This window comes from Providencia sp. PROV024 (assembly GCF_032709665.1).
Lineage (GTDB): Bacteria > Pseudomonadota > Gammaproteobacteria > Enterobacterales > Enterobacteriaceae > Providencia > Providencia huashanensis.
Map to the genome: position 1 here is coordinate 611,353 of NZ_CP120545.1, position 22,782 is coordinate 634,134.

Below are 22,782 nucleotides of genomic sequence, written 5' to 3' on the forward strand. Positions count from 1 at the left end.
CATCCATTTAATCAAACCGTGAGTATGAAAATGAATACACTAATACCACTTCACAGAAGCTTATTTACGGAAAAACCGACCCTTATTTTACAAAATGACCAATTTTCTGCGACAGCTTTCCGTTATCAAACGGGCGTAGAAGGTTTACGTATTGAAAATCAGCAAGGTTATTTAACTATTTTACCTTTTTTAGGGCAAATGATTTGGGATGCTGAATTTTGTGGCCAAAATCTGAAAATGGAAAATATGTTTTCAGCCCCGAAACGTGTCCCAACAGTCGTAGAAACGTATGGTTGCTTTGCTTTTCACTCAGGTTTAATCAGTAATGGCTGCCCTTCACCAGAGGATACTCACCCATTGCATGGAGAAATGCCTTGTGCATCAATGGATAGCAGTTGGCTTGAGCTGACAGAAGATAGCTTAAAAATTGTCGGTGAATATGAGTATGTGATGGGTTTTGGTCATCATTATCGCGCTACCCCATCAGTTTTATTAAAGGAAAACAGTACGTTATTTGATATACAAATGACAGTGACAAACTTGGCGTCTGTTCCTATGCCACTCCAGTATATGTGCCATATGAATTATGCTTATGTAGATAAGGCAACATTGACGCAAAATATCCCAGAACATGCGATTAAGCTGCGTGAATCAATACCGGGTCATGTACATCCAACCGAGCAGTGGCTTGAGTTTAATGAGTCCTTAAAATCAGGCAAAGTGACGTTAAATCAACTTGACCAACCAGACATGTGTGACCCTGAAATTGTTTTCTTTATGGATAACTTGAGCCAATATACTACCGAGCCAGAGTTCAGGATGACATCGCCAGATGGGAATACGTTCATCACACGTTTTAACTCGAATGAACTTAATTATGCCACCCGCTGGATTTTATATAATGGAGACCAAAAGGTTGGCGCGTTTGTACTCCCTGCAACTTGCCGGCCAGAAGGCTTTATGGCGGCAAAAAATAACCAAACATTAATTTGGTTACAAGCGGGTGAAACACGTCAATTTACCGTAACAACGGGGGTTGAAAAATAGTCATTGACGATTTTTCAGGGGATCTTTGATAAAAGGCAGCGATTCGCTGCCTTATTCATATTGTTGACATTCTTCTTGTAAATCAGAAAGTAGCCTCGCTGCATCATAAAGTAGTATGTTTTTTCTATCAGGTTGCATCATTATTGCAACTTTAATATTTGCTTCATGCATATCTGGTAATACTTCCGTCATCAAATGCTCAAGGGAAAATAATATGGGTGAAAAATGAGCCCATTTGCCGGTTAAGCACTGCTCTACGTATGCTTTAGCTGGCCATAAAGGGAGGGAAAGGTCATGCATACCGTTTCTTACTGTAATAAGGCTATTTCCATCACTGATTGCCCAAACTTGCTCCCAATCGGCTATTTTGCCTACAAAATACGTGTATTTTTGTTGTGGTCGCAGCTTCTGGACGTTGCAGATTTCTTTTTCGTTAGGGGAAAATAGTGTGTTATTCATTATTGGATTATCGAAAAAGTAATTGATAATTATTGGGAAAATTATATTTATTATTGTTATCTTAATAACAAAATGAATTGATAACAACATGCAGCAAAAATGAACTAACTCACAATAATAATACCTATCGGTTAAATTTTAGGGCGGTTAGAGATGATAGAAGCGTTACTTGAAAAATATGCGATTGGAATGACATTGATTGCAGCATGCCTTGCACTGTATGTCGTTTTTGAAGTGCTTCATAAAAGGCATAAGCACAAAAATAAAAGCATTCTTATCCATATTATTCAAACAGTTGTACTCTGTGGCATTGTGATTGTATTGGCCCAGTATGTGGATATGGCAGCAACAGACTTTGATTTAAGTTTTATTTCAACGTCTTTAGTTAATTTTTTAACAATTTCAGCTATCGCCTTAATTTTAATGCGAAAATTGTTTCAATTAGCGAATCGATTAGAAAAGAAACAAATTCAAAAAGGGAGTGACCCTACATCAGCACGTATTGTGGCTAGGGTATTTAAAACGACAGTTTTTGTCATCATTGTACTGCTTTTTGGTGAACATTTTGGCATGAGCTTATCAGGGCTGATGGCATTTGGTGGTATTGGTGGTATCGCCATTGGTATGGCAGGTAAAGACATTCTCAGTAACTTTTTCTCGGGGTTAATGCTTTACTTTGATCGTCCTTTTAATATTGGTGATTGGGTCAGTTCACCAGATAGAAATATTGAAGGTACCGTGGTCGAAATTGGTTGGCGGATCACAAAAATTATTACTTTTGACCATCGACCTCTCTACATACCGAACTCAGTTTTTTCTTCAATTAGTGTGGAAAACCCTGGGCGTATGACTAATCGACGTATTAAAACAGAAATTGGTTTGCGTTATGAAGACGCTGACAAAATTGGTGCGATTGTTGATGAGATACGCACGATGCTAAAACAAGATGAAAATATCGATACAGGGCAAACATTATTAGTATATTTTGATGCCTTTGCCGATTCTTCGTTAAATATTATGGTGTATTGTTTTACGAAAACAACCGTATGGGCAGAGTGGTTAGCTGCGCAGCAAGCGGTATATTTAAAGATAATCGATATCGTAAAACGTCATAATGCTGACTTCGCATTCCCATCTCAAACATTGTATGTGGAAAAAAACAACTAACGTTCCGCACATGATAAATTAGCCGACTAATTGATTGTTAATTATTAATTAATTAGTCGGTTTATCTTTATATCTTTGAAATGTAAAAATAAAATTTCGGTCCATTGAGCTGCTAGCTGTTAGCATTTTTATGCTATTAACCAGAGGCTTATAAAAAATAATCGACTTTTTGTTTTACTGATTTTTTTGCCAAGGCGCAGGTCATTCCAATTCCCCTACCTATCAAGTATATTGACCGCCTCTTTTCCTCAGCTAACTAAGAGCCAGACTGTTATGAATAAAATCAATGTGGCATGTAGCCAGGGGGTCGCTATCTATTTTACTGGTGAATTTCAGTGGGTAGATATTCGCGATGCACAGTTAAACAATATTGCTGCTGTTGTGCTATCTGAACAAGATGCCAACCAAGGGCTGTGGAAAAGGGTTGCTGAGAGTCAGCTCAGTATTCCGCTGTTTATCATTAGTGATAAACAGCTACCAACGGATGAAAAATTACCTCCTTATTTAACGGCCATTTTGCCGCCAGCACCTGCTGAGCGTGAAGAAAATAGCCGCCAATTACTTGATGCTGCTAATCAGTATCTTGAGCAGTTATTACCTCCATTTTTTGCTCGAATGATGGATTATGCTGCGGGTCATAATGTGACTTTTGCGTGCCCTGGGCACCAAGGGGGGCAATTTTTCCGTCGTCACCCTACGGGGGAGCAGTTTTACCAATTTTATGGTGAAAACCTTTTTCGTACCGACCTCTGCAATGCAGATGTTGCGATGGGGGATTTGCTGATCCACGAAGGTGCTGCGAAAGAAGCCCAAAAATTTGCGGCTAAAGTGTTCAATGCAGATAAAACCTATTTTGTCCTAAATGGCACTTCATCGTCGAATAAAGTGGTATTAAATGCCTTATTAACACCGGGCGACCTCGTATTATTTGACCGTAATAACCACAAATCAAATCATCATGGCGCATTGATCCAAGCGGGGGCGACACCGGTTTATCTTGAAACGGCGCGTAACCCATTTGGCTTTATCGGTGGTATTGATGCACATTGCTTTGAAGAAACTTATTTACGTGAATTAATTACAGATGTTATGCCAGAACGGTCGCAAGCTGTACGGCCGTTTCGATTGGCGGTGATCCAATTAGGCACCTATGACGGAACAGTGTATAACGCACGACAAGTGGTCGATAAAATTGGGCATTTATGTGATTATATTTTATTCGATTCTGCATGGGTTGGTTATGAGCAATTTATACCAATGATGCGTCAGTGCTCGCCATTACTGCTCGAATTAACTGAAAATGACCCTGGTATTATGGTCACTCAGTCCGTCCATAAGCAGTTAGCCGGGTTTTCTCAAGCCTCACAGATCCATAAAAAAGATAATCACATCAAAGGTCAAGAGCGTTTTGTTTCTCATAAAAAACTCAATAATGCCTTTATGATGCATGCCTCTACGAGCCCATTTTACCCACTATTTGCTTCTCTGGATGTCAATGCACGTATACATCAAGGCGCTGCCGGCAATATGATGTGGATGGATTGCGTAAAAGTGGGCATTGAAGTCAGAAAATCCATACTTCAGCACTGCCGTTACTTTAAGCCCTTTATTCCTGAAATGGTTGATGGCAAGTTATGGCAGGATTATCCTACTGAGCAAATTGCGAGTGAGCAGCGCTTTTTTAATTTTATCCCTAAGCAACGTTGGCATGCATTTGATGGTTATGCACAGGATCAATACTTCGTTGACCCATGCAAATTAATGTTAACGACACCGGGTATCGACGTCGAAAGTGGTGAATATGAGGCTTTCGGTGTACCTGCGACTATTTTGGCGCATTTTTTACGTGAACATGGTGTGATCCCTGAAAAATGCGACTTAAACTCCATTCTATTTCTATTAACACCAGCGGAAACGCGCGAAAAGCTGGAATTGCTGGTGTCTCATTTAGTTCGCTTTGAGCAATTACTCGATGAAGATGCATTATTAGTTGACGTATTACCGTCGGTTTATCAGCGTTATGAAAGCCATTACCATGGTTATACGTTACGCCGTCTGTGCCAAGAAATGCACCAACTCAGCGTTGACGATAATATTAAGCAATTGCAAAAAGAAATGTTCCGTAAGCAACATTTCCCTAAGGTAAAAATGAACCCTCAGCAAGCCCATATTGAATTTATTCGGGGTAATTGTGAGTTACTACCCTTGGATGAATTAGAAGGGCGTATTGCCGTTGAAGGAGCCTTGCCTTACCCTCCTGGGGTATTGTGTGTTGTGCCAGGGGAAGTTTGGTCAGGCCCTGTATTGCGTTACTTCAAAGCTCTTGAAGCTGGGATCAACGCTCTACCGGGTTTTGCTCCTGAATTACAAGGCGTTTATATTTCCAAGAATGAAGGTGAGAAAAAACGTGTCTATGCACATGTTTTAAAGTAATTTTGTAGTTATTCAGATAGTAAGCATAGATTTTACCTTATTAGCTCGTTACATTGGGGTCAGACTAGTCATAGCTGACTCCTCATTTATTGATAAGGTAAGGTATGAGCAAAAAAATAATTCTTGATTGCGACCCTGGTCATGATGATGCAATTGCATTATTACTGGCTTACGGCAACCCAGACATTGATTTATTGGCTGTAACAACCGTTGCAGGTAACCAAACCCTCGAAAAAGTCACTTATAATGCTCTAGCGATTGCTGAAATGGCTAAGATCACGGGGGTTCCTTTTGCCGCGGGCTCTGTTCGCCCATTAGTGCGTAATAGCGAAGTTGCACCAGACATACATGGGGACTCAGGGTTAGACGGCCCTATTTTACCAACGCCCACACTTAAATTAGATGAAAGACATGCTGTTTCATTGATTATTGATACCATTATGTCACACCCCCCTAAAACGGTAACGTTAGTACCAACAGGGGCATTAACCAATATTGCGCTTGCTGCTCGTCTAGAGCCCCGCATTGTGGAGCGGGTGAAGGAAGTGGTGCTGATGGGCGGTGGCTACCATGTGGGGAATTGGAGCGCAGTCGCGGAATTTAATATCAAAATTGACCCAGAGGCTGCCCATATTGTTTTTAATGAAAAATGGCCACTGACCATGGTGGGGTTAGATTTGACGCACCAAGCCCTCGCGACCCCGGATGTTGTAAATGAAATTGCAGCGATAGGTAGTGATTGTTCGCAATTTGTTGTGGAACTTCTGGATTTTTTCGGGAAAATGTACAAACAAGCTCAAGGCTTTGATGCTCCTCCGGTTCATGACCCTTGCGCTGTAGCTTATGTGATTGATCCTTCAGTTATTACTACACAAAAAGTTCCTATTGATATCGAATTAACAGGGTCATTGACATTAGGTATGACGGTAGCTGATTTCCGTCACCCAGCACCAGCTGACTGCCATACACAGGTCGCAGTTAAGTTAGACCACCATAAATTTTGGCAGTTGGTCATCAATGCGTTAAAAAATATTAGGTAACTCATGAATAACGAATTAGAACAAATGCCTTACGAGGCGCTTATTGAACGCAGTATGAATGCCTTACAAGCTAAAAATCAGTTTCATTGTGACACGTGGAAATTGGACCAAGCCGATTGGTCGGTAGACCAAGACGAAGGGACGATTATTTTTCACGCTCCAGACAATGTAATGGCGACTGCACCGGTACAAATCGTTGGAACATATGACCAAAACCAAGGTAGTTGGATGTGGAGTTGGGCAAATAGTTCGATCCAACCCGCGCTTACACATGATGCCATTGCAGTTAAAGCCTATGGTGAGCGCAGTGATAACCCGTTGTTGACCGCACGAGTGAGCGACATTGAAGAATATGACGCTTGGCAGCTCACCGCGTTAGCTTGCGAATTAAACAACCAGCAAGGTGTTTACCGAGGTGTCGCGGGTCACACGTTGGTTTTTATGACTTTTGGTGATGTTTCACTACAACAAATTTAGCTCGGGAATGGCTTATTCAGCAGTGAACAAGGCATTTAAACCCTCTTTGGTTGAGTGACCTGTCAGTTATACTGGTTTTCTTTTTTCAATCAGGAGCATACTCATGTTAGATATCGCACTTGAAGCCGCTAAACTAGTCAAAACAATGACGGTAGAAGCTTTCTATAGCGCGGGGAAATTTGACTATAAACCCGATCGCTCGGTAGTGACTGAAACGGATATCCGAGTTGAAGAAGAAATCAGGGAACTGTTTGCGAAGCGTACACCTAATACCTTAGTTTTAGGTGAAGAATTTGGTTTTGAAGGTGAGCAAAAGTTTAGTTCGGGTTGGGTTATCGACCCAATTGATGGAACGCGTGCATTTATTTATGGTGTGCCGCTTTTTAGTACGTTAATTGCTTATGTTGAAAATGGGGAGCCACTCCTAAGTGTCATTAGTTTCCCTGCTATATCAACGATGTTCTATGCATCTCAAGGGGAAGGTTGCTGGTTGGAAAGCTCAGGGCAATCGTTACGGCAACTGAAATTGGGCGAACAATCCCCTAAATCATTATCAGAAGCTGTAATCAGTGCATCTGGGATCCACAGCAGTCATTATAATTCTTCTGAAGGCTCGCAAATTTATCATCTTGATGCCATCGTGGGCGAAGCGCGTGATTTTATTTTTGCAAATGATGCATACCAACATGCTATGGTTGCATCTGGTCGTATTCATGGTGCGATTGATACCATAATGAAACCATGGGACAGCGCTGCCCTCATTCCTTGTATTCGAGAGGCAGGAGGTGAGGTTTGTGGGCTGAATGGTGAACGCACACAAGCCATGTTTGCAGGGAGCTTGCTCTCTACTGCAACCCCAGAGCTTGCAGAGCAAATCGTAGAATTGATGGCTCCTTAAAGGTCAATGCGAGGTCAATATGGCCTCGTGCAGCCCTTTTTATTGATTAGCTGAAATCAAAATGCAAACGTAATTTTTGGCAGTGTAAACAACGGAATAAATAGCCCTGTGCGGCTCCATCTTCATCTAAAATAGTGGCTAGTTCTTCCACTGAAAAACCATAATCAGCCACATCGTCAGCAAGGGAAACAAACTCGTCGAGCCTATCTTTGATGTCTTTCCAACTAACGTAACCTATAAATTCACAGGGTTCATTACAATGAGCCAGCCAAGTCTCTTGCTGCCAACCATGATAACCAGGGGTGCGTTTGATTAGCTCATCAAACATTTCGCTTGGATAGGGGTTGATAGTCTGTAAAAACTCGCCGTTATTATCATATTCACAATCGATCCCTTCCACACTTTCTGGGTCTTGAAATTCTCCATCGAATTTTGCACTAGCAGAGCCATTTGCGATACACCAAGGGCAAAATGCGTTGATATCCTCAATGGAGTAAAAAGGGCTTTCATAATAAATATCTGTAAGTTGCTGGCAACAATCACAGGTGACAGTTTTGTCAGTGAGAAACGCTTTGGTTTCAATAGGGTTTGGGTGGTATTTAAAATGAGGAAGTTTTCGATTACCAAGTGACATATAAAAATCCTATGGAATAGGGGGTTATTACCCTGAATGACGATTTAATCAGGCTATCACAAAACGTGATAGGTCACTTTAATTCTCTTTCAACGAGTTTATTTAATTGCGTTTTTATTATTCAAATAATTTGAATATGAATAGCGATATTATTAGCTTTAACTTAAATATGGTTTGGCGATATGATACCTCCATCGAAGGCAACACGGGTTGCCTCCCCCTATAACGAACGAAGGAATTATATTATGAACATGTTTAAAACTTTAATGGCAGCTTCTGTATTATCGGTAATGGCTTTTGGTGCTTCCGCTGCAACCTTAACTGCAACTAGCGATACCTTAGACTCAGCAGAAGCGATTATTGCGGCAAAAGCAAAAGCTGCGGGTGCAGATAGCTACACCATTACCAGTGCACGTATGGGTAATTTTGTCACAATGAGCGCAGAAACTAAATAATATGTTGGGTTGTTAATCTTAATTAAATATTTTGTCCAAAATTTCGGATTTTACTTAAAGATTGCAACTGAAAAATGACATGCCCCCTGATAGCGGAGAAATCCCTATCGGGGTATTGTTATATTATCCACGCCTTAATTGATATCTGTGCGAATACATCGCATCCCAAACGGTCTATGTTATAATACTCTCCTTTATTTATTATTGGCCCTTTATCATTGTTAGGGGCTATTCAATGGCTTTCAACATCAACACAAAAGAGCAGCATGCATCAAAATACCCCAAAACAAGGCTACCATAACCTAAACCGCTTTTCCGTTGCGCCAATGCTCGATTGGACCGATCGTCATTGCCGTTATTTTCACCGCTTATTAAGCAAAAATACCTTGTTGTATACTGAAATGGTGACAACAGGGGCGATTATTTACGGAAAAGGGGATTACCTCGCATTTAGTGAAGAGGAACACCCTGTTGCTCTACAACTTGGGGGAAGCGACCCTGCTGCATTAGCTCAATGCGCAAAATTAGCCGAAGAGCGTGGCTACGATGAGGTTAACTTAAATGTGGGTTGCCCTTCAGATCGCGTTCAAAATGGGCGTTTTGGTGCCTGTTTAATGGGGGATGCGCAGTTGGTGGCTGATTGTGTGAAAGCAATGCAAGATGCGGCAACTATTCCGATCACAGTTAAAACACGTATTGGCATTGATGAGCAAGATAGCTACCAATTTTTATGTGATTTTATTGAAACGGTTTCGACTCAAGGCGGCTGTGAAATGTTTATTATCCATGCTCGTAAAGCATGGCTATCCGGTTTGAGCCCAAAAGAAAACCGTGAAATACCACCATTAGATTACCCGCGTGTTTATCAATTAAAGCGCGATTTTCCGCATTTAACTATGGCGATTAACGGCGGTATCAAAACGTTGGAAGAGGCGAAAGAGCATCTTCAACATTTAGATGGCGTAATGGTCGGGCGTGAAGCGTATCAAAACCCATCGATTTTAACTGCCGTAGATAACCAATTGTTTGGTGAGCATTTTCCTATTACGAATGGGGTAGATGCAGTACGAGAAATGTATCCATATATTGAAAATGAACTCACTAAAGGCGCTTATTTAGGTCATATGACGCGCCATATGTTAGGGATTTTTCAAGGTATTCCTGGTGCTCGCCAATGGCGCCGACATTTAAGTGAGAATGCCCATAAAAAAGGCGCCGATTTAGCGGTCGTTGAGCAAGCGTTGGCGTTTGTTACCCGGGGTGAGTAACATATTTTACCTATAAAAAAAGCACCGTAAGGTGCTTTTCAGCTCTATTCGGCGTTACTTATTATGTTATGGAATAAGCAAGCTCGAGCCTTGGGTTTTTCTTGATTCAATTGTTTCATGGGCTTTTTGCGCATCTTTCAGAGCAAAAATTTGCGATTGCGGCACATCTACCTTCACATTGCCGCTTAAAATCATGTCAAACAATGCGTTGCTGGCTTGGTCCAACTCAGCACGGTTTGTGACATATACCCCAAGTGATGGACGAGTGACGTATAACCCACCTTTTTGGTTTAAAATCCCTAAATTCACACCCGAAACCGGGCCTGATGCGTTACCAAAACTTACCATCAACCCGCGGCGTTTTAGTGAATCTAAAGAAGCCAGCCATGTGGATTGCCCTACAGAATCATAAACCACATTGACTTTTTCGCCATGAGTGATGTCTTTAACACGAGCTGCGATATCTTCAGATTGGTAATTAATTACGTCCCATGCACCAGCTTCTTTAGCACGCAGCGCTTTATCTGCGGAGCCTACAGTACCGATCATTTTTGCACCTAATGCTTTTGCCCATTGGCATGCGATTAAGCCCACACCCCCCGCTGCGGCATGGAACAAAAATACTTCATTTTGCTTAAGTTGGTAAGTTTGATGGAATAAATAATAGACGGTCATCCCCTTTAATGAACTTGCTGCGGCTTGCTCAAAGGTTATCCCATCGGGGAGATGCGCAACCGCACTCTCTGGGACATTATGTACATCGCTATAAGCGCCCAAAGGGCCTTGAGCATAAACGACACGGTCGCCCGGTTTGAAACCCGTAACGTGAGCTCCGGTTTTAACGACAACACCAGCAGCCTCGGTACCTAGGCCACTGGGAAGTTTAGCGACAGGATATAAACCACTGCGGACATAGGTATCGATAAAGTTAATACCAATAGCACGGTTTTCGATTTGAATTTCGTTATCTGCCGGATTTACTGGGGAATAATCTACTAAGTTAAGTACATCAGCGCCGCCATGTTGTGCGAACTCAATACGTTTTGCCATGACAATCTCCAATAAGGACTATTCATTTTATTTACAATATCAATAGGTTTACTATAACGCCATCTTTCAATCAGAAGAATTATTGGTTTGTGCTTTTTGTTGAAAGTGTTATCAGGCAATTCTCTCGCGTGAAGGTGCAAAGAATGCCACAACAAAAATCAGATTGGCGTATACTAGAAGCTGTTCGTTAATTATAGACTTGGATGCAAATGTATGGCTAAAAAACCCTCATCGAATTTTAAAACAGATGCCCCCCGGGATCACCAAATGGAAGGTTTGAAACTTCCACCGCATTCCCTTGAGGCGGAGCAATCTGTTTTAGGGGGGTTAATGTTAGATAATGAGCGTTGGGATACCGTCTCTGAACGAGTCACTCATGCCGACTTTTTTAGCCGTCCCCACCGTACTATTTTCGCACAAATGCAGATCCTGCTTGAGCAGGGCAAGCCCATTGACTTAATCACCTTATCAGAATCCCTTGAACAACAAGGTGAACTGGATAGTGTTGGGGGCTTTGCTTACTTAGCAGAGTTATCGAAAAATACCCCAAGTGCGGCGAATATTAATGCTTATGCTGACATCGTCCGCGAACGTGCGATTGTGCGTGATATGATCTCTGTTGCTAATGATATTGCGGATGCGGGTTATGATCCTCAAGGGCGTAGTAGTGAAGATCTCCTCGATTTTGCGGAAACTAAAGTTTTCCAAATCGCAGAATCACGGGCTAATAAAGACGAAGGGCCAAAAGGCATCGAAGCCATTTTATCTGAAACCGTTGAAAAGATTGAACAACTCTATCAGCAACCGCACGATGGGGTGACAGGGGTTTCTACTGGCTATCAAGATCTCGATAAAAAAACAGCTGGGTTGCAAGGCTCTGACTTAATTATTGTTGCCGCACGTCCATCAATGGGGAAAACCACTTTTGCGATGAACTTGTGCGAAAATGCGGCAATGACCGAGGAAAAACCGGTGCTTATTTTCAGTTTGGAGATGCCAGGTAACCAAATCATGATGCGTATGTTGGCATCATTATCCCGTGTTGACCAAACTCGTATTCGTACTGGGCAGTTAGATGATGAGGATTGGGCGCGAATTTCAAGCACCATGGGCATCTTGATGGAAAAGCGCAATATGTATATCGATGACTCCTCAGGCCTGACGCCGACGGAGGTGCGATCTCGTGCGCGGCGTATTTACCGTGAGCACGGTGGGTTAAGTTTGATCATGATTGACTACCTTCAATTGATGCGTGTTCCTGCACTTTCCGATAACCGTACTCTTGAAATTGCCGAAATATCTCGTTCCCTTAAGGCATTAGCCAAAGAGTTAAATGTCCCTGTTGTTGCGCTATCTCAGTTAAACCGTAGCCTTGAGCAACGCGCCGATAAACGCCCTGTTAACTCTGACTTACGTGAATCGGGGTCTATTGAGCAGGATGCCGACTTGATTATGTTTATCTACCGTGATGAGGTTTATCACGATAACAGCGAACTCAAGGGTGTCGCTGAAATTATCCTTGGTAAGCAACGTAATGGTCCCATTGGTACGGTACGTTTGACCTTTAATGGTCAATGGTCGCGCTTTGATAATTACGCGGGGCCTGCGTATAACGACGAAGACTAAATACTCGTCATATTTTGCGCTGTCGCGGTGTTGGCTTCATTCCCTAATCCTAGTCACATACTTATGTATGCTCCTAGGCTTAGCTCAATCGCCGCCTAGCGACAACCCAAACTATTTAGAGTATTGGCTAGAGTATTAAGATTAAATAGTTCTACTCGTCATATTTTTGCGCTGTCGCGGTGTTGGCCTCATTCCCTAATCCTAGTCACATACTTATGTATGCTCCTAGGCTTAGCTCAATCGCCGCCTAGCGACAACCCAAATTATTTAGAGTATTGGCTAGAGTATTAAGATTAAATAGTTCTACTCGTCATATTTTTGCGCTGTCGCGGTGTTGGCTTCATTCCCTAATCCTAGTCACATACTTATGTATGCTCCTAGGCTTAGCTCAATCGCCGCCTAGCGACAACCCAAACTATTTAGAGTATTGGCTAGAGTATTAAGATTAAATAGTTCTACTCGTCATATTTTTGCGCTGTCGCGGTGTTGGCCTCATTCCCTAATCCTAGTCACATACTTATGTATGCTCTTAGGCTTAGCTCAATCGCCGCCTAGCGACAACCCAAACTATTTAGAGTATTGGCTAGAGTATTAAGATTAAATAGTTCTACTCGTCATATTTTGCGCTGTCGCGGTGTTGCCTACACTCAGCTACGCAAGTTACATACTTGTGTACGCTCCTCGCGATATCTCCATTTGCCGCCTAGCGACAACTCAAACTATTTAGGCATTAGAATTAGAGTATTAAAATTAAATGATCCATAAAAATAATATCGAATGGAAATTGATATTTTTTAGCGTATAACAAATAGAGAATATATTGAGCTGCCAACGTGCAGCTTAATTTTTGGCCAAATTAGAGAGAAACAACGAGGAAATAATGAAAGCGGCAACCGCATTGATAAACCGCCGCGCTCTGCGACACAACTTGCAACGGGTGAAAAGCATCGCTCCAAATAGCCAATTGATTGCAGTTGTTAAAGCAAACGCTTATGGTCATGGATTAGCTGGAGTCGGTATCGCAGTTCAAGAGCTGGTGGATGGCTTTGGCGTAGCGAGGCTCAATGAAGCTTTATTGCTCAGGCAGCATGGTATTACTAAACCTATTGTTTTATTAGAAGGTTTCTTCGAGCAATCTGACTTGCTTGTGATGGCTGCACAGCGTATCGATACTGTTATCCACTGTGTAGAGCAACTGGCAATGTTGGAAGCGGCCGACCTTCCACACCCACTGAAAGTTTGGATGAAGCTAGATACGGGAATGCATCGTCTTGGCGTGCTACCAAAAGATGCAGAAGGTTTTTACCAACGGCTGCAACGTTGTAAAAATGTTAAGCTTCCTATCAATATCGTCAGTCATTTTTGCCAAGCTGATGCTCCACTCCTTTCTACAACCGCAAATCAGATAGCTTGCTTTAAACAGTTTATAGCAGGCAAAGACGGTGAAAAATCCATCGCTGCATCCGCAGGGATCTTACTCTGGCCAGAAGCGCATTATGATTGGGTAAGACCGGGGATCATGATGTACGGGGCATCCCCACAAGAGGGGAAAAGTGCAGATAGTTTCGGTTTATTACCAGTGATGACATTAAAGTCATCTTTAATTGCGGTTAGGGAGCATTTTGCTGGTCAGTGCGTCGGTTATGGTGAAACATGGTGTAGCGATAGGGATACACGGTTGGGGGTTGTCGCAATCGGCTACGGTGATGGTTATCCGCGTAATGTCCCTTCTGGCACGCCAGTGTTAATTAATGGACGAAAAGTGCCAATTATTGGGCGTATTTCTATGGATATGACTGTCGTGGATTTAGGGCCAAATGCCGAAGATAAAGTGGGGGATGACGTTATTTTGTGGGGCAATGGTCTGCCAGTTGAAGAAATTGCCGCACAAACAGGCATCATTAACTATGAGTTACTCACAAAATTAACCTCACGAGTTGCGATGGAATATGTAGACGAATAGTTAGCAAAGGGTTATTTTCAAACAACAAAACGAAATAATGCTAAATAATGATTAGGAGATGTCCTGTGTTCCAACATGTTGATCCGTATCCGGGCGACCCAATTTTGTCGTTGATGGATGAATTTAATAAAGATACTCGTGAAAATAAAATTAACTTGAGTATCGGTCTTTACTACGATGGTGAAGGTAAAACGCCTGAACTGGGTACTGTTGGTACTGCGAAAGCTACATTAAACAAACTCCCTGCCAGTGCGTCGTTGTATTTGCCGATGGAAGGCTTGAAAGATTACCGCCTTGAACTGCAAAAACTAGTATTTGGCGAAGATTGCCCACTGATCGCTCAAGAGCGTATTGCAACCGTGCAAACTATTGGTGGTTCTGGCGCATTAAAAATTGGTGCGGATTTCCTACACCAGTACTATCCTGATTCAGAGGTTTGGTGCAGCGACCCAACTTGGGAAAATCACGCGTCTATTTTCTCCGGTGCTGGCACAAAAGTTCACTATTACCCGTATTTCGATGAAAAAACCAAAGGTGTTAAATTCGATGAAATGTTGGCAACGTTCAAAAAATTGCCTGCAAATAGCATCATTTTAATGCACCCATGCTGCCATAACCCAACGGGTTCTGACTTAACACCAGCCCAATGGGATGAAGTTACTAAAGTGGCGATTGAACATAAACTAATCCCATTCTTGGATATCGCTTACCAAGGTTTTGCCGAAGGTATCAACGAAGACGCCTACGCGATTAGAACTATGGTCAAAGCAGGGTTACCTGTATTTGTTAGCAACTCATTTTCTAAAATCTTTGGTATTTACGGTGAGCGTGCGGGTGGGTTATCAGTTATTTGCGAAAACCCAGATGAGCGTGACCGCGTATTAGGTCAGCTTAAAGCAGGCGTGCGCCGTCTATATTCAAGTCCTCCATCAAATGGTGCCAAAATTGTGGCTGCCGTATTGACCAACAGCGCAGAAAAAGCGAAATGGTTAGCGGAAGTGGAAGAAATGCGTTTACGTATTTTAGATATGCGTACAGTGCTGGTTGATGAACTGAAGAAAGCTTTACCTGAGCAAAACTTTGACCATTTGTTAAAACAACGCGGTATGTTTAGCTATACGGGTTTTTCACAACAACAGGTTAATCGCCTAAAAGACGAATTTGCAGTTTATCTAGTGGGAACTGGCCGTGTTTGTATGGCTGGGGTCAATCGTCATAATGTGAAACGCATTGTCGAAGCATTTGCTGCGGTTAGCCAATAGTTATTTACCCATAAAGGAAGTTATTCAATAAACGCAGGCTGAGCCCTGCGTTTTTTTTATCTTTTATCTGTAATAACAGCCATTACCTGATCACTGAGACGAAAAATAGTGTCCCATATATGAGTAGTTCTTAAGTATTTACTCACTAAATGTGATCAGATGTTTCAGTTCAATTTTGGTAATGTATTGATAAAATTTACTTATTTGGGTTTGATTACTTGTTTTTTTAAAAATTATTCACACTTAATCTGAGCTTTCTTACACACTTCACGTTTATTTTCGAAAACAACATTCGTATTATAATCCCATCAAATTAAGCGATATAAACCATATTTATTATTATTTCTGGTTTTTATGTTTGCTAATTATTTAAAAACTAGCGTTTAAGACTATTCCGAATTAAATTTTAATATGAGAGACACACACATGACTTTATTAAATAAAATTGCTCCAGCACTTATCATTGCATCAACATTAGCTGTACCAGCTGCATTTGCTGAAAACCAAGCTGCGACCATCACATTTGAAGCCTTAGTGCGTGCGGCAAGCTGCAATGTATCATCAACAACGGAAGGTGCTATGGTTAATTGGGGGGTATTTACAACCCAAGATTTAGCAAATGCAACTAAAGGAAATGCAATTGGTGAAACTAAAAACTTCCATTTAACATTAACAGAATGTTCGGCTGCAGACGCGGGTGATTCAACTGTATTTGTTCATGCATCAGGAGCAGCATCACCATTTAACCCTTCATTATTTGCTAACTCGGCGGCTAAATCTCTTGCTGTTGAATTAAAAGCATTAGATGCAGATAATAAAGCTCAGGATATTTTACCAAATAAAGAAACCCAAATGACAGTTGTAGATACTATAGCTAAAGATGGTTTTGCTAATATCCCAATGCAAGCGCGACTGATTATGGTTAATCAAGCAACTGAGGGTGATAGCTTAAAAGTCCCTGTTACCTTTACTGTATCTTATAATTAAAAGTACAGATTAAAAATACTTAATATTATGCTAAATTAGATATAGCGATATTCACAAGGTCCCTTTTTGGGACTTTGTCTATTAAGGTAACAACATGAAACTAAAAATTTGCCGCCTCTCCACTTCATTTAGCTTGAGTTTATTCTTATTGTTAGCTCCGATATTGTCTTTAGCGGAGGGAGTGAGCTTAGATGCAACACGTATTGTTTACCCTCAAGGGGAGAAAAGCGTATCTATAGCTATAAAAAACAGTCAATCCCAAGTTTCATATTTAACACGAACTTTTATTACCTCTGAAAATAATGATCGAAATGTACCATTTGAAACAACACCTCCTGTATTTAAAATATCGCCAAATTCTCGACATGAAGTTAGGGTTTTAGAAAAAAGCAATAACCTACCTAGCGATAGGGAATCACTATTCTTTTTTCATGCCACAATGATTGCAGGTCAAACTGGGAAAGTAGATGGTGACGGCTTAAATATTGGTTATGACCATGTCATTAAGGTTTTTTATCGCCCAAAAAACTTGAAGATAACCTCGGATGAGGCACAAAAGCAGTTAGCATTTCAAACTAAGGGAAATCAATTAAAAGTGATTAACGACTCTCCTTATTATGTTAACCTTGCACAAATTACTATTAATAAGCAAAGAGTTGATATGAGTATGGAAAAAGGAAATACCACGATCGCTCCATATTCATCATTAACTTACCCTATTTCATCTCACATGCAAAAAGGGACTGTTATTTGGCGCGCTATTACTGATTTAGGTGGAACGAATGAGTTTAAAGCACAGCTTCCTTAAATGTATAATTTGCTGCGTTTGTACTTTTTCTTTGAGTGCGGTATATACCTCTGCTTATTCGATAACAGAACAAGACACTTATATTGACCTTATCGTCAAAGGTCATGTTTCGAAAGGGACATGCGCATTTACTTTTAGTCATAAAGTAGTCAATTTTTCTAGGGCGCTGACAGTAAAAGATATTAGTAATATAGGTAATACAACGCCAGTTGAACCTTTTTCAGTCGAGTACCAATGCCAAGACTATAATACTGAAGTACTACCTGACCTACAGGTCACAATGATGGCAGATAACCAATCACAGATCATTGATGGTAAACTTTCACCCAAAAATAATACGACAAATGCGGCATTTAGCTTTTTACAATGTGATAGTGTGAAAAAAAATTGTACGGCAATTAATTTTACGAACCAAGAAAGTGTTATTAATTTTCCGATTCAAAATGGGGACAATGAAAAACATTTTGAAGCTCAAGTTGTTAAATTAGGTGACGCTGCTATACAACCAGGAAAACTCAGCGCTGCTATTGTTTTTACCTTTTTGCAGCCATGAGAAGAATAATGAAATTAATATTTAACTTTGTTCTATTTAGTCTGTTATTAATTTCAAATTCTGCATTATCGAATAATAATGCAGAATTTGATTTTAATGTGAAAATTATTTCACAGATGTGTAAAATATCAGTTGTTGGTACATCTACCAATGAAGTTGATTTTGGTAACATAACATACTCAGATATTCAAACTAACAAAGTCCAACCGATTCCTATAAAAATATCGTTATCTGACTGTTTAACTAAAAATTTTACTAATTCTTATGTGAAAATTTCACCGAAGAATTATCTTGATACAGTAACCTTTATCGATGACCCTATGAAAGGGTTTGGGATTAGTTTTTCTGAAAATGACAATGTTGCAAATTCAATGAATATTAGTGATTTTGTGGAAAAAGAATCGAATGTTTGGACTCAAATCGATGCGAATAAACTCGATAAAACACTCTATACGTATGTGAGATGTGCATCGAATGGCCTCTGTGAGCCACAAGTCGGTAATTTTCAATCTACCATCACATTTTCTTTTATTGTGGATTAACTGAGATAATATGAAGAGATTAGTTGCACTGTTATTGTTGGTATTTACATTATGCTTAAGCCAGACGGCTCTTGGGGCAGGCATTCGTTTAGACCAAACGAGGGTTATTATAAACAGTGATAGTACTAGTCAAGTTTTTAGCATTCTTAATGATGATAATTCACCATACTTAATTCAAACAGCTATCACGAATGAATTAGAAGGAGAAAGGTCACCTTTTTTCATCGTAACACCGCCATTATTTCGCTTAGATGCAAAAAGCAAATTTAGTGCAAAAATATTGGTCAATAATAAGAAACAATTACCAACGGATAAAGAATCACTTTTTTATCTTTATACTCGAGCAATTCCTTCAACACAACAGACTAATGCTGAAAAAAACAATGCAAAACTTACCTTTGTTACTAATATCATCATTAAGGTCTTATATCGGCCCAATCATTTAGCTGTCCCGAACTCAGATATATTTAAGCAGGTGAAGTTGGTAGCAAAAGGTAATGAGTGGCAGTTTAATAACCCAACACCGTATTACCTTACTGCTGTAAATATAAAAATAAACCAGCAAGATTATAAAAAAAGCCTGATATTACCGCCATTTAACCAAACAACTATTAAAGGTGTTGACAGTAAAATCAAGACAGCTAGTTGGCAAATGATCAACGATTTCGGTGGGTTATCTGATGTTTTTTATTATCCTGTAGCTCTTTCATCGGTGAAGTAATATGAGATTGCAGAATCAATATATTTTCAAACGATTAAAATTTTTGAGCTGTTTAATTTTGGTTATGGGCTTTATGACCCATTTTTCGCTTAAAGCTGATTCTGATAACTTGAAATTTTCACTACAGCGGCTCACTTACATTGCTGGTGATAAAAGTATTTCTATCAGTTTACGCAATACCAGTACTTTTCCTTATTTAATCCAGACTAATATGCAGTGGCTTGATGAAAAAACAGGTATTAATATTCTCAATAAAAATGAAAAAATCCCTTTTATTGTCACCCCGCCCCTACATAAACTAAATGGTGATGAATATTATAGCTGGCGGGTTATGTTTACTGGTAAAACCCAGAGTTTACCATCGGATCGGGAGAGTGTTTTTTTAGTTCAATTAAAGGCGATCCCATCAACGGAACGACAGAGTGAGCAATCTTTGCAGTTTACCGTTACGCGTTCTTTATTATTTAAAGTGTATTACCGACCAGAACACCTAAAAAGCATTACATTAGAAGAGGTTACTGAAAAACTCTCATTTCAACGCGAAAAGAATACATTAATCGTTAGAAATAATAGCCCTATTTATGCGACTTTTGATAACTTGTCAATAAATGGACATCGTTTTGATGAAGAGGTACTTTTTCTTTCTGTTCCGCCTTTTTCAGAACAACGATTTCATTATAGTAATTTACCATCAGGCTCTATTTCATGGGCACTTTTAGATGAGTATTTATTACCAACAAAACAAAAAACAAGCTTACTAAAATAATTATTAAATTTTACCATTGCTAATGGCTCAATGGCGGCACACATACGATGGATTTATCATGACGTTACCTCATTTTAAAATTGGTTTATTATCCTCGTTAATTCTATTACCTGTTATGAGTTTCGGTGATGAGTATTTTGACCCCAATCTACTCAATGAACAGCTTGGCATTGATGTAAATGATGTCAATCTTAGTCAATTTTCAAAAGAAAATAGCGTTCCTACGGGTGAATATACTTTACAAGTTTTCGTTAATCAGCAACCTAAAGGTGAGCGCCTTCTTAACTTCATTTTAAATAAACATAATGATGTGGTACCTGAATTAACCATTGAATTGCTATCTTCTTTCGGTGTAAAAATTGATGCTATCCCTAAATTAAGGGGGTTGCCTCAGGATTATGTTATTACAGAGCTTGCAGATTATATTGAGGGTGCCAGTGTTAATACACAGTTATCAGCACTTAGTGTGAACATCAGTATTCCTCAAGTTGCGATGGATAATGCGGCGGAAGGCTATATTCCCCAAGAATTACTTGATGATGGTATTACGGCTTTAAAAACGAACTATATAATAACGGGAAATCATTCAACAAATAGCCACTCTTCATCGGGAAAGCAAAAGAGCGATAGCTTATTTATTAACCTTAATAGTGGTTTTAACGTCGGTGCATGGCGGCTTCGTTCTAGCCTTGCTCATACGGATAACCGGCAGCATGGTAACGGCACCAGAAGAAACCAAACAAAAACTCATTTTTCAAATACAGCTGTTTCTCGTAGCTTGTATAGTATACGTTCAGAACTCTTGGTTGGTGAAAGTAGCACACGTGGCGAGCTATTTAATTCGATTCCATTCAAAGGTGTACAATTAAGCTCTAATGACCAGATGTTACCGAGTAGCCTCCGTGGTTTTGCTCCAGATATCAAAGGGATTGCACAGTCAAATGCCCAAATCACTGTTCGCCAAAATGGTTATATTGTTTACCAAACCTATGTTCCTCCTGGGCCGTTTAATATTCAAGACCTCGCTACAGGGAGTAATTCTGGCGCACTAGATGTCACGGTAAAAGAAGAAGATGGTTCTGAGCGGACATTTACTGTCGCTTTTTCTTCTTTGCCGATTATGCAACGCCCTGGCGGATGGCAGTATGAACTTACTACGGGTCGCTATGATGGCGGCGTGACCGTAGGGTCAAAAGAATCTGATTTTCTTTTGGCAAGCGGCATCTATGGCCTGCCAAATAATATTACGGCTTATGGGGGAATTATTGCGGCGCAAGATTATTGGTCCGGTATTTCTGGGATAGGCTTTTCAATGGGGGATATTGGTGCGATTTCTGCCGATATTACCCATGCACAGGCGACTTTAGATCACCAAACACATCGAGCACAAGCTTATCGTTTACGTTACGCAAAAAATATTGCGATGACGAATACGTCTATTGATTTGTCAGGGACACATTATACATCGAAGGATTATTACACTTTTAATAATTTTAATAATTACAACTATCGGTATATTGAGGATGTCGCCCCTTGGACGGGGATACAGGAACGCCGACAATATTCTGCATCACTCTCTCAGCCGCTAGGGAACTACGGTAACCTTTATTTTTCTGGAAGTCGTAATGAGTATTGGAATGATGAGCAAAATGTGACTCAAGTTTCTGCGGGCTATAATACGAGTATTAAAGGGATTTCCTACAGTATTAATTACAGCATTGATAGAACTAAAAATAGCGAACAGTGGCCAGAAAATCGCCAAATCAGTTTTAACCTTAGTGTACCTTTTAGTTTATTTTCGAATTCACCTTCTGCACGTAATATCAGCAGTACTTATTCTATTAGTCACGATAATAAAGGTAAAACAACTCAGCAAGTAGGGGTAAGTGGAAGTTTATTAGATTCCAAATTAACTTATGGGGTTTCGCAAAGTTGGGGGAATCAAAACCAAAGTAGCTCCGGTAGTATTTATACCAATTATGCGGGTTCTAAAGGAACGGTTTCAGCAGGATATAATTATTCAAATAGTTATAATTCTGTGAATGCTGGTATTAATGGTGGCCTAGTAATTTATTCGGGAGGAGTATTATTTGGGCGCAGTATGAGTGACAGTTTTGCTATTGTTGAAGCAGAAGGTGCAGAAGGAACTCTCTTAACTATAGGGAATGCGCAAATCAATTCCAGAGGTCAAGCAATTTATCCCTATCTTTCTGAATACTCAAAAAACAGTGTGAGTTTAGATGTTAATTCTCTCCCAGATGATGTGACATTGACACAAACATCGAAAAACATTTATCCAACTGCAGGGGCAATTGTGAAAGTGAACTTTGATACCCGAGTTGGTTATCAAGCTATTATCCAGCTAAATAATGATAAAGGGATTATTCCATTTGGTGCTGTTGCCACTTTAATTGATGACTCTTTAGCACAAGAAAATACTGGGTTGGTAGGGGATGACGGCCTGCTGTATATGAGTGGATTGCCGAATGCTGGCATGTTACGTGTTCAATGGGGAACGCAGAATAAGCAATCATGTAATGTGAATTTTAGTGATTTACAAAATATTCCGCCAACAGCCGATAACCCAATCAGAACACTTTCATTAAAGTGCGTTCATTGAAATAAA

General features: G+C 40.3%; 21 protein-coding genes. 18 read left to right on the plus strand and 3 right to left on the minus strand.

Going from position 1 to position 22,782, the window contains the following annotated elements:
• Positions 1 to 30 precede the first annotated feature (30 nt).
• Positions 31 to 1,047: an aldose 1-epimerase family protein gene (locus P3L56_RS02650; protein WP_272686219.1), complete on the plus strand. Its 1,017-nt coding sequence runs from the start codon at positions 31 to 33 to the stop codon at positions 1,045 to 1,047.
• Positions 1,048 to 1,098: 51 nt separating this feature from the next.
• Here the strand turns inward: P3L56_RS02650 and P3L56_RS02655 are convergent, their stop codons facing one another.
• Positions 1,099 to 1,506, minus strand: coding sequence for a DUF2750 domain-containing protein (locus P3L56_RS02655; RefSeq protein ID WP_131680245.1), 408 nt, complete (start codon positions 1,504 to 1,506; stop codon positions 1,099 to 1,101).
• A gap of 153 nt (positions 1,507 to 1,659) precedes the next feature.
• On the opposite strand from P3L56_RS02655, the gene P3L56_RS02660 reads away from it, so the two are divergent.
• The 5 genes from P3L56_RS02660 to P3L56_RS02680 all read left to right on the plus strand — a co-directional run bounded on the left by P3L56_RS02660 (position 1,660) and on the right by P3L56_RS02680 (position 7,521).
• Complete coding sequence (locus P3L56_RS02660) at positions 1,660 to 2,673, plus strand: mechanosensitive ion channel family protein (RefSeq protein ID WP_042848870.1); 1,014 nt, start codon at positions 1,660 to 1,662, stop codon at positions 2,671 to 2,673.
• Positions 2,674 to 2,946: 273 nt separating this feature from the next.
• Positions 2,947 to 5,106, plus strand: coding sequence for an ornithine decarboxylase (locus P3L56_RS02665; protein ID WP_166686077.1), 2,160 nt, complete (start codon positions 2,947 to 2,949; stop codon positions 5,104 to 5,106).
• A 104-nt stretch (positions 5,107 to 5,210) separates the two neighbouring features.
• A complete protein-coding gene (locus P3L56_RS02670) occupies positions 5,211 to 6,146 on the plus strand; it encodes a nucleoside hydrolase (RefSeq protein ID WP_042848868.1) in 936 nt (311 codons plus the stop codon).
• Between the two features lie 3 nt (positions 6,147 to 6,149).
• The gene (locus P3L56_RS02675; protein ID WP_048608753.1) at positions 6,150 to 6,623 is read left to right on the plus strand and encodes a DUF6882 domain-containing protein; all 474 of its coding nucleotides are present in this window, start codon (positions 6,150 to 6,152) and stop codon (positions 6,621 to 6,623) included.
• Between the two features lie 103 nt (positions 6,624 to 6,726).
• A complete protein-coding gene (locus tag P3L56_RS02680) occupies positions 6,727 to 7,521 on the plus strand; it encodes an inositol monophosphatase family protein (RefSeq protein WP_048608751.1) in 795 nt (264 codons plus the stop codon).
• A 46-nt stretch (positions 7,522 to 7,567) separates the two neighbouring features.
• On the opposite strand, the gene cbrC is transcribed toward P3L56_RS02680, so the two are convergent.
• Positions 7,568 to 8,155, minus strand: a complete 588-nt coding sequence (gene cbrC, locus P3L56_RS02685) for a PF03691 family colicin E2 tolerance protein CbrC (RefSeq protein WP_166686079.1) — start codon at positions 8,153 to 8,155, stop codon at positions 7,568 to 7,570.
• 245 nt (positions 8,156 to 8,400) lie between these two features.
• Between cbrC and P3L56_RS02690 the strand changes: the two genes are divergently transcribed.
• Both P3L56_RS02690 and dusA read left to right on the plus strand, forming a co-directional pair.
• Entirely contained in the window at positions 8,401 to 8,610 is a 210-nt protein-coding gene (locus tag P3L56_RS02690; protein ID WP_042848863.1) for a YdgH/BhsA/McbA-like domain containing protein, read from the plus strand.
• A gap of 266 nt (positions 8,611 to 8,876) precedes the next feature.
• Positions 8,877 to 9,878, plus strand: a complete 1,002-nt coding sequence (gene dusA / locus P3L56_RS02695) for a tRNA dihydrouridine(20/20a) synthase DusA (protein ID WP_042848861.1) — start codon at positions 8,877 to 8,879, stop codon at positions 9,876 to 9,878.
• A 66-nt stretch (positions 9,879 to 9,944) separates the two neighbouring features.
• Here dusA and P3L56_RS02700 read toward each other — a convergent pair whose 3' ends face one another.
• Positions 9,945 to 10,928, minus strand: coding sequence for a quinone oxidoreductase (locus P3L56_RS02700; RefSeq protein WP_042848860.1), 984 nt, complete (start codon positions 10,926 to 10,928; stop codon positions 9,945 to 9,947).
• Positions 10,929 to 11,141: 213 nt separating this feature from the next.
• Between P3L56_RS02700 and dnaB the strand changes: the two genes are divergently transcribed.
• From dnaB to P3L56_RS02750, 10 genes are all read left to right on the plus strand, one after another.
• The gene (gene dnaB / locus P3L56_RS02705) at positions 11,142 to 12,554 is read left to right on the plus strand and encodes a replicative DNA helicase (protein WP_042848859.1); all 1,413 of its coding nucleotides are present in this window, start codon (positions 11,142 to 11,144) and stop codon (positions 12,552 to 12,554) included.
• A gap of 880 nt (positions 12,555 to 13,434) precedes the next feature.
• A complete protein-coding gene (alr, locus tag P3L56_RS02710; protein WP_042848858.1) occupies positions 13,435 to 14,517 on the plus strand; it encodes an alanine racemase in 1,083 nt (360 codons plus the stop codon).
• A gap of 65 nt (positions 14,518 to 14,582) precedes the next feature.
• Positions 14,583 to 15,779: an aromatic amino acid transaminase gene (locus P3L56_RS02715; RefSeq protein ID WP_272686220.1), complete on the plus strand. Its 1,197-nt coding sequence runs from the start codon at positions 14,583 to 14,585 to the stop codon at positions 15,777 to 15,779.
• A gap of 426 nt (positions 15,780 to 16,205) precedes the next feature.
• Positions 16,206 to 16,766, plus strand: a complete 561-nt coding sequence (locus P3L56_RS02720; RefSeq protein ID WP_166685909.1) for a fimbrial protein — start codon at positions 16,206 to 16,208, stop codon at positions 16,764 to 16,766.
• Positions 16,767 to 16,860: 94 nt separating this feature from the next.
• Positions 16,861 to 17,574, plus strand: a complete 714-nt coding sequence (locus P3L56_RS02725; protein ID WP_166685910.1) for a molecular chaperone — start codon at positions 16,861 to 16,863, stop codon at positions 17,572 to 17,574.
• Positions 17,549 to 18,127, plus strand: coding sequence for a fimbrial protein (locus tag P3L56_RS02730; protein ID WP_166685911.1), 579 nt, complete (start codon positions 17,549 to 17,551; stop codon positions 18,125 to 18,127). Before P3L56_RS02725 ends, P3L56_RS02730 begins: the two co-directional genes overlap by 26 nt.
• An 8-nt stretch (positions 18,128 to 18,135) precedes the next feature.
• Positions 18,136 to 18,669 carry a fimbrial protein gene (locus P3L56_RS02735; RefSeq protein WP_198861120.1) on the plus strand — a complete coding sequence of 178 codons (534 nt, stop codon included), beginning with the start codon at positions 18,136 to 18,138 and terminating at the stop codon, positions 18,667 to 18,669.
• Positions 18,670 to 18,679: 10 nt separating this feature from the next.
• Positions 18,680 to 19,390: a molecular chaperone gene (locus P3L56_RS02740; protein WP_166685913.1), complete on the plus strand. Its 711-nt coding sequence runs from the start codon at positions 18,680 to 18,682 to the stop codon at positions 19,388 to 19,390.
• A gap of 73 nt (positions 19,391 to 19,463) precedes the next feature.
• On the plus strand, positions 19,464 to 20,156 hold the full coding sequence (locus P3L56_RS02745; RefSeq protein WP_166685914.1) for a molecular chaperone: 693 nt from the start codon (positions 19,464 to 19,466) through the stop codon (positions 20,154 to 20,156).
• 58 nt (positions 20,157 to 20,214) lie between these two features.
• Positions 20,215 to 22,776 (plus strand): fimbria/pilus outer membrane usher protein, encoded by a 2,562-nt coding sequence (locus tag P3L56_RS02750; RefSeq protein WP_198861121.1) that lies wholly within the window; start codon positions 20,215 to 20,217, stop codon positions 22,774 to 22,776.
• The last annotated feature ends 6 nt before the right edge of the window (positions 22,777 to 22,782 follow it).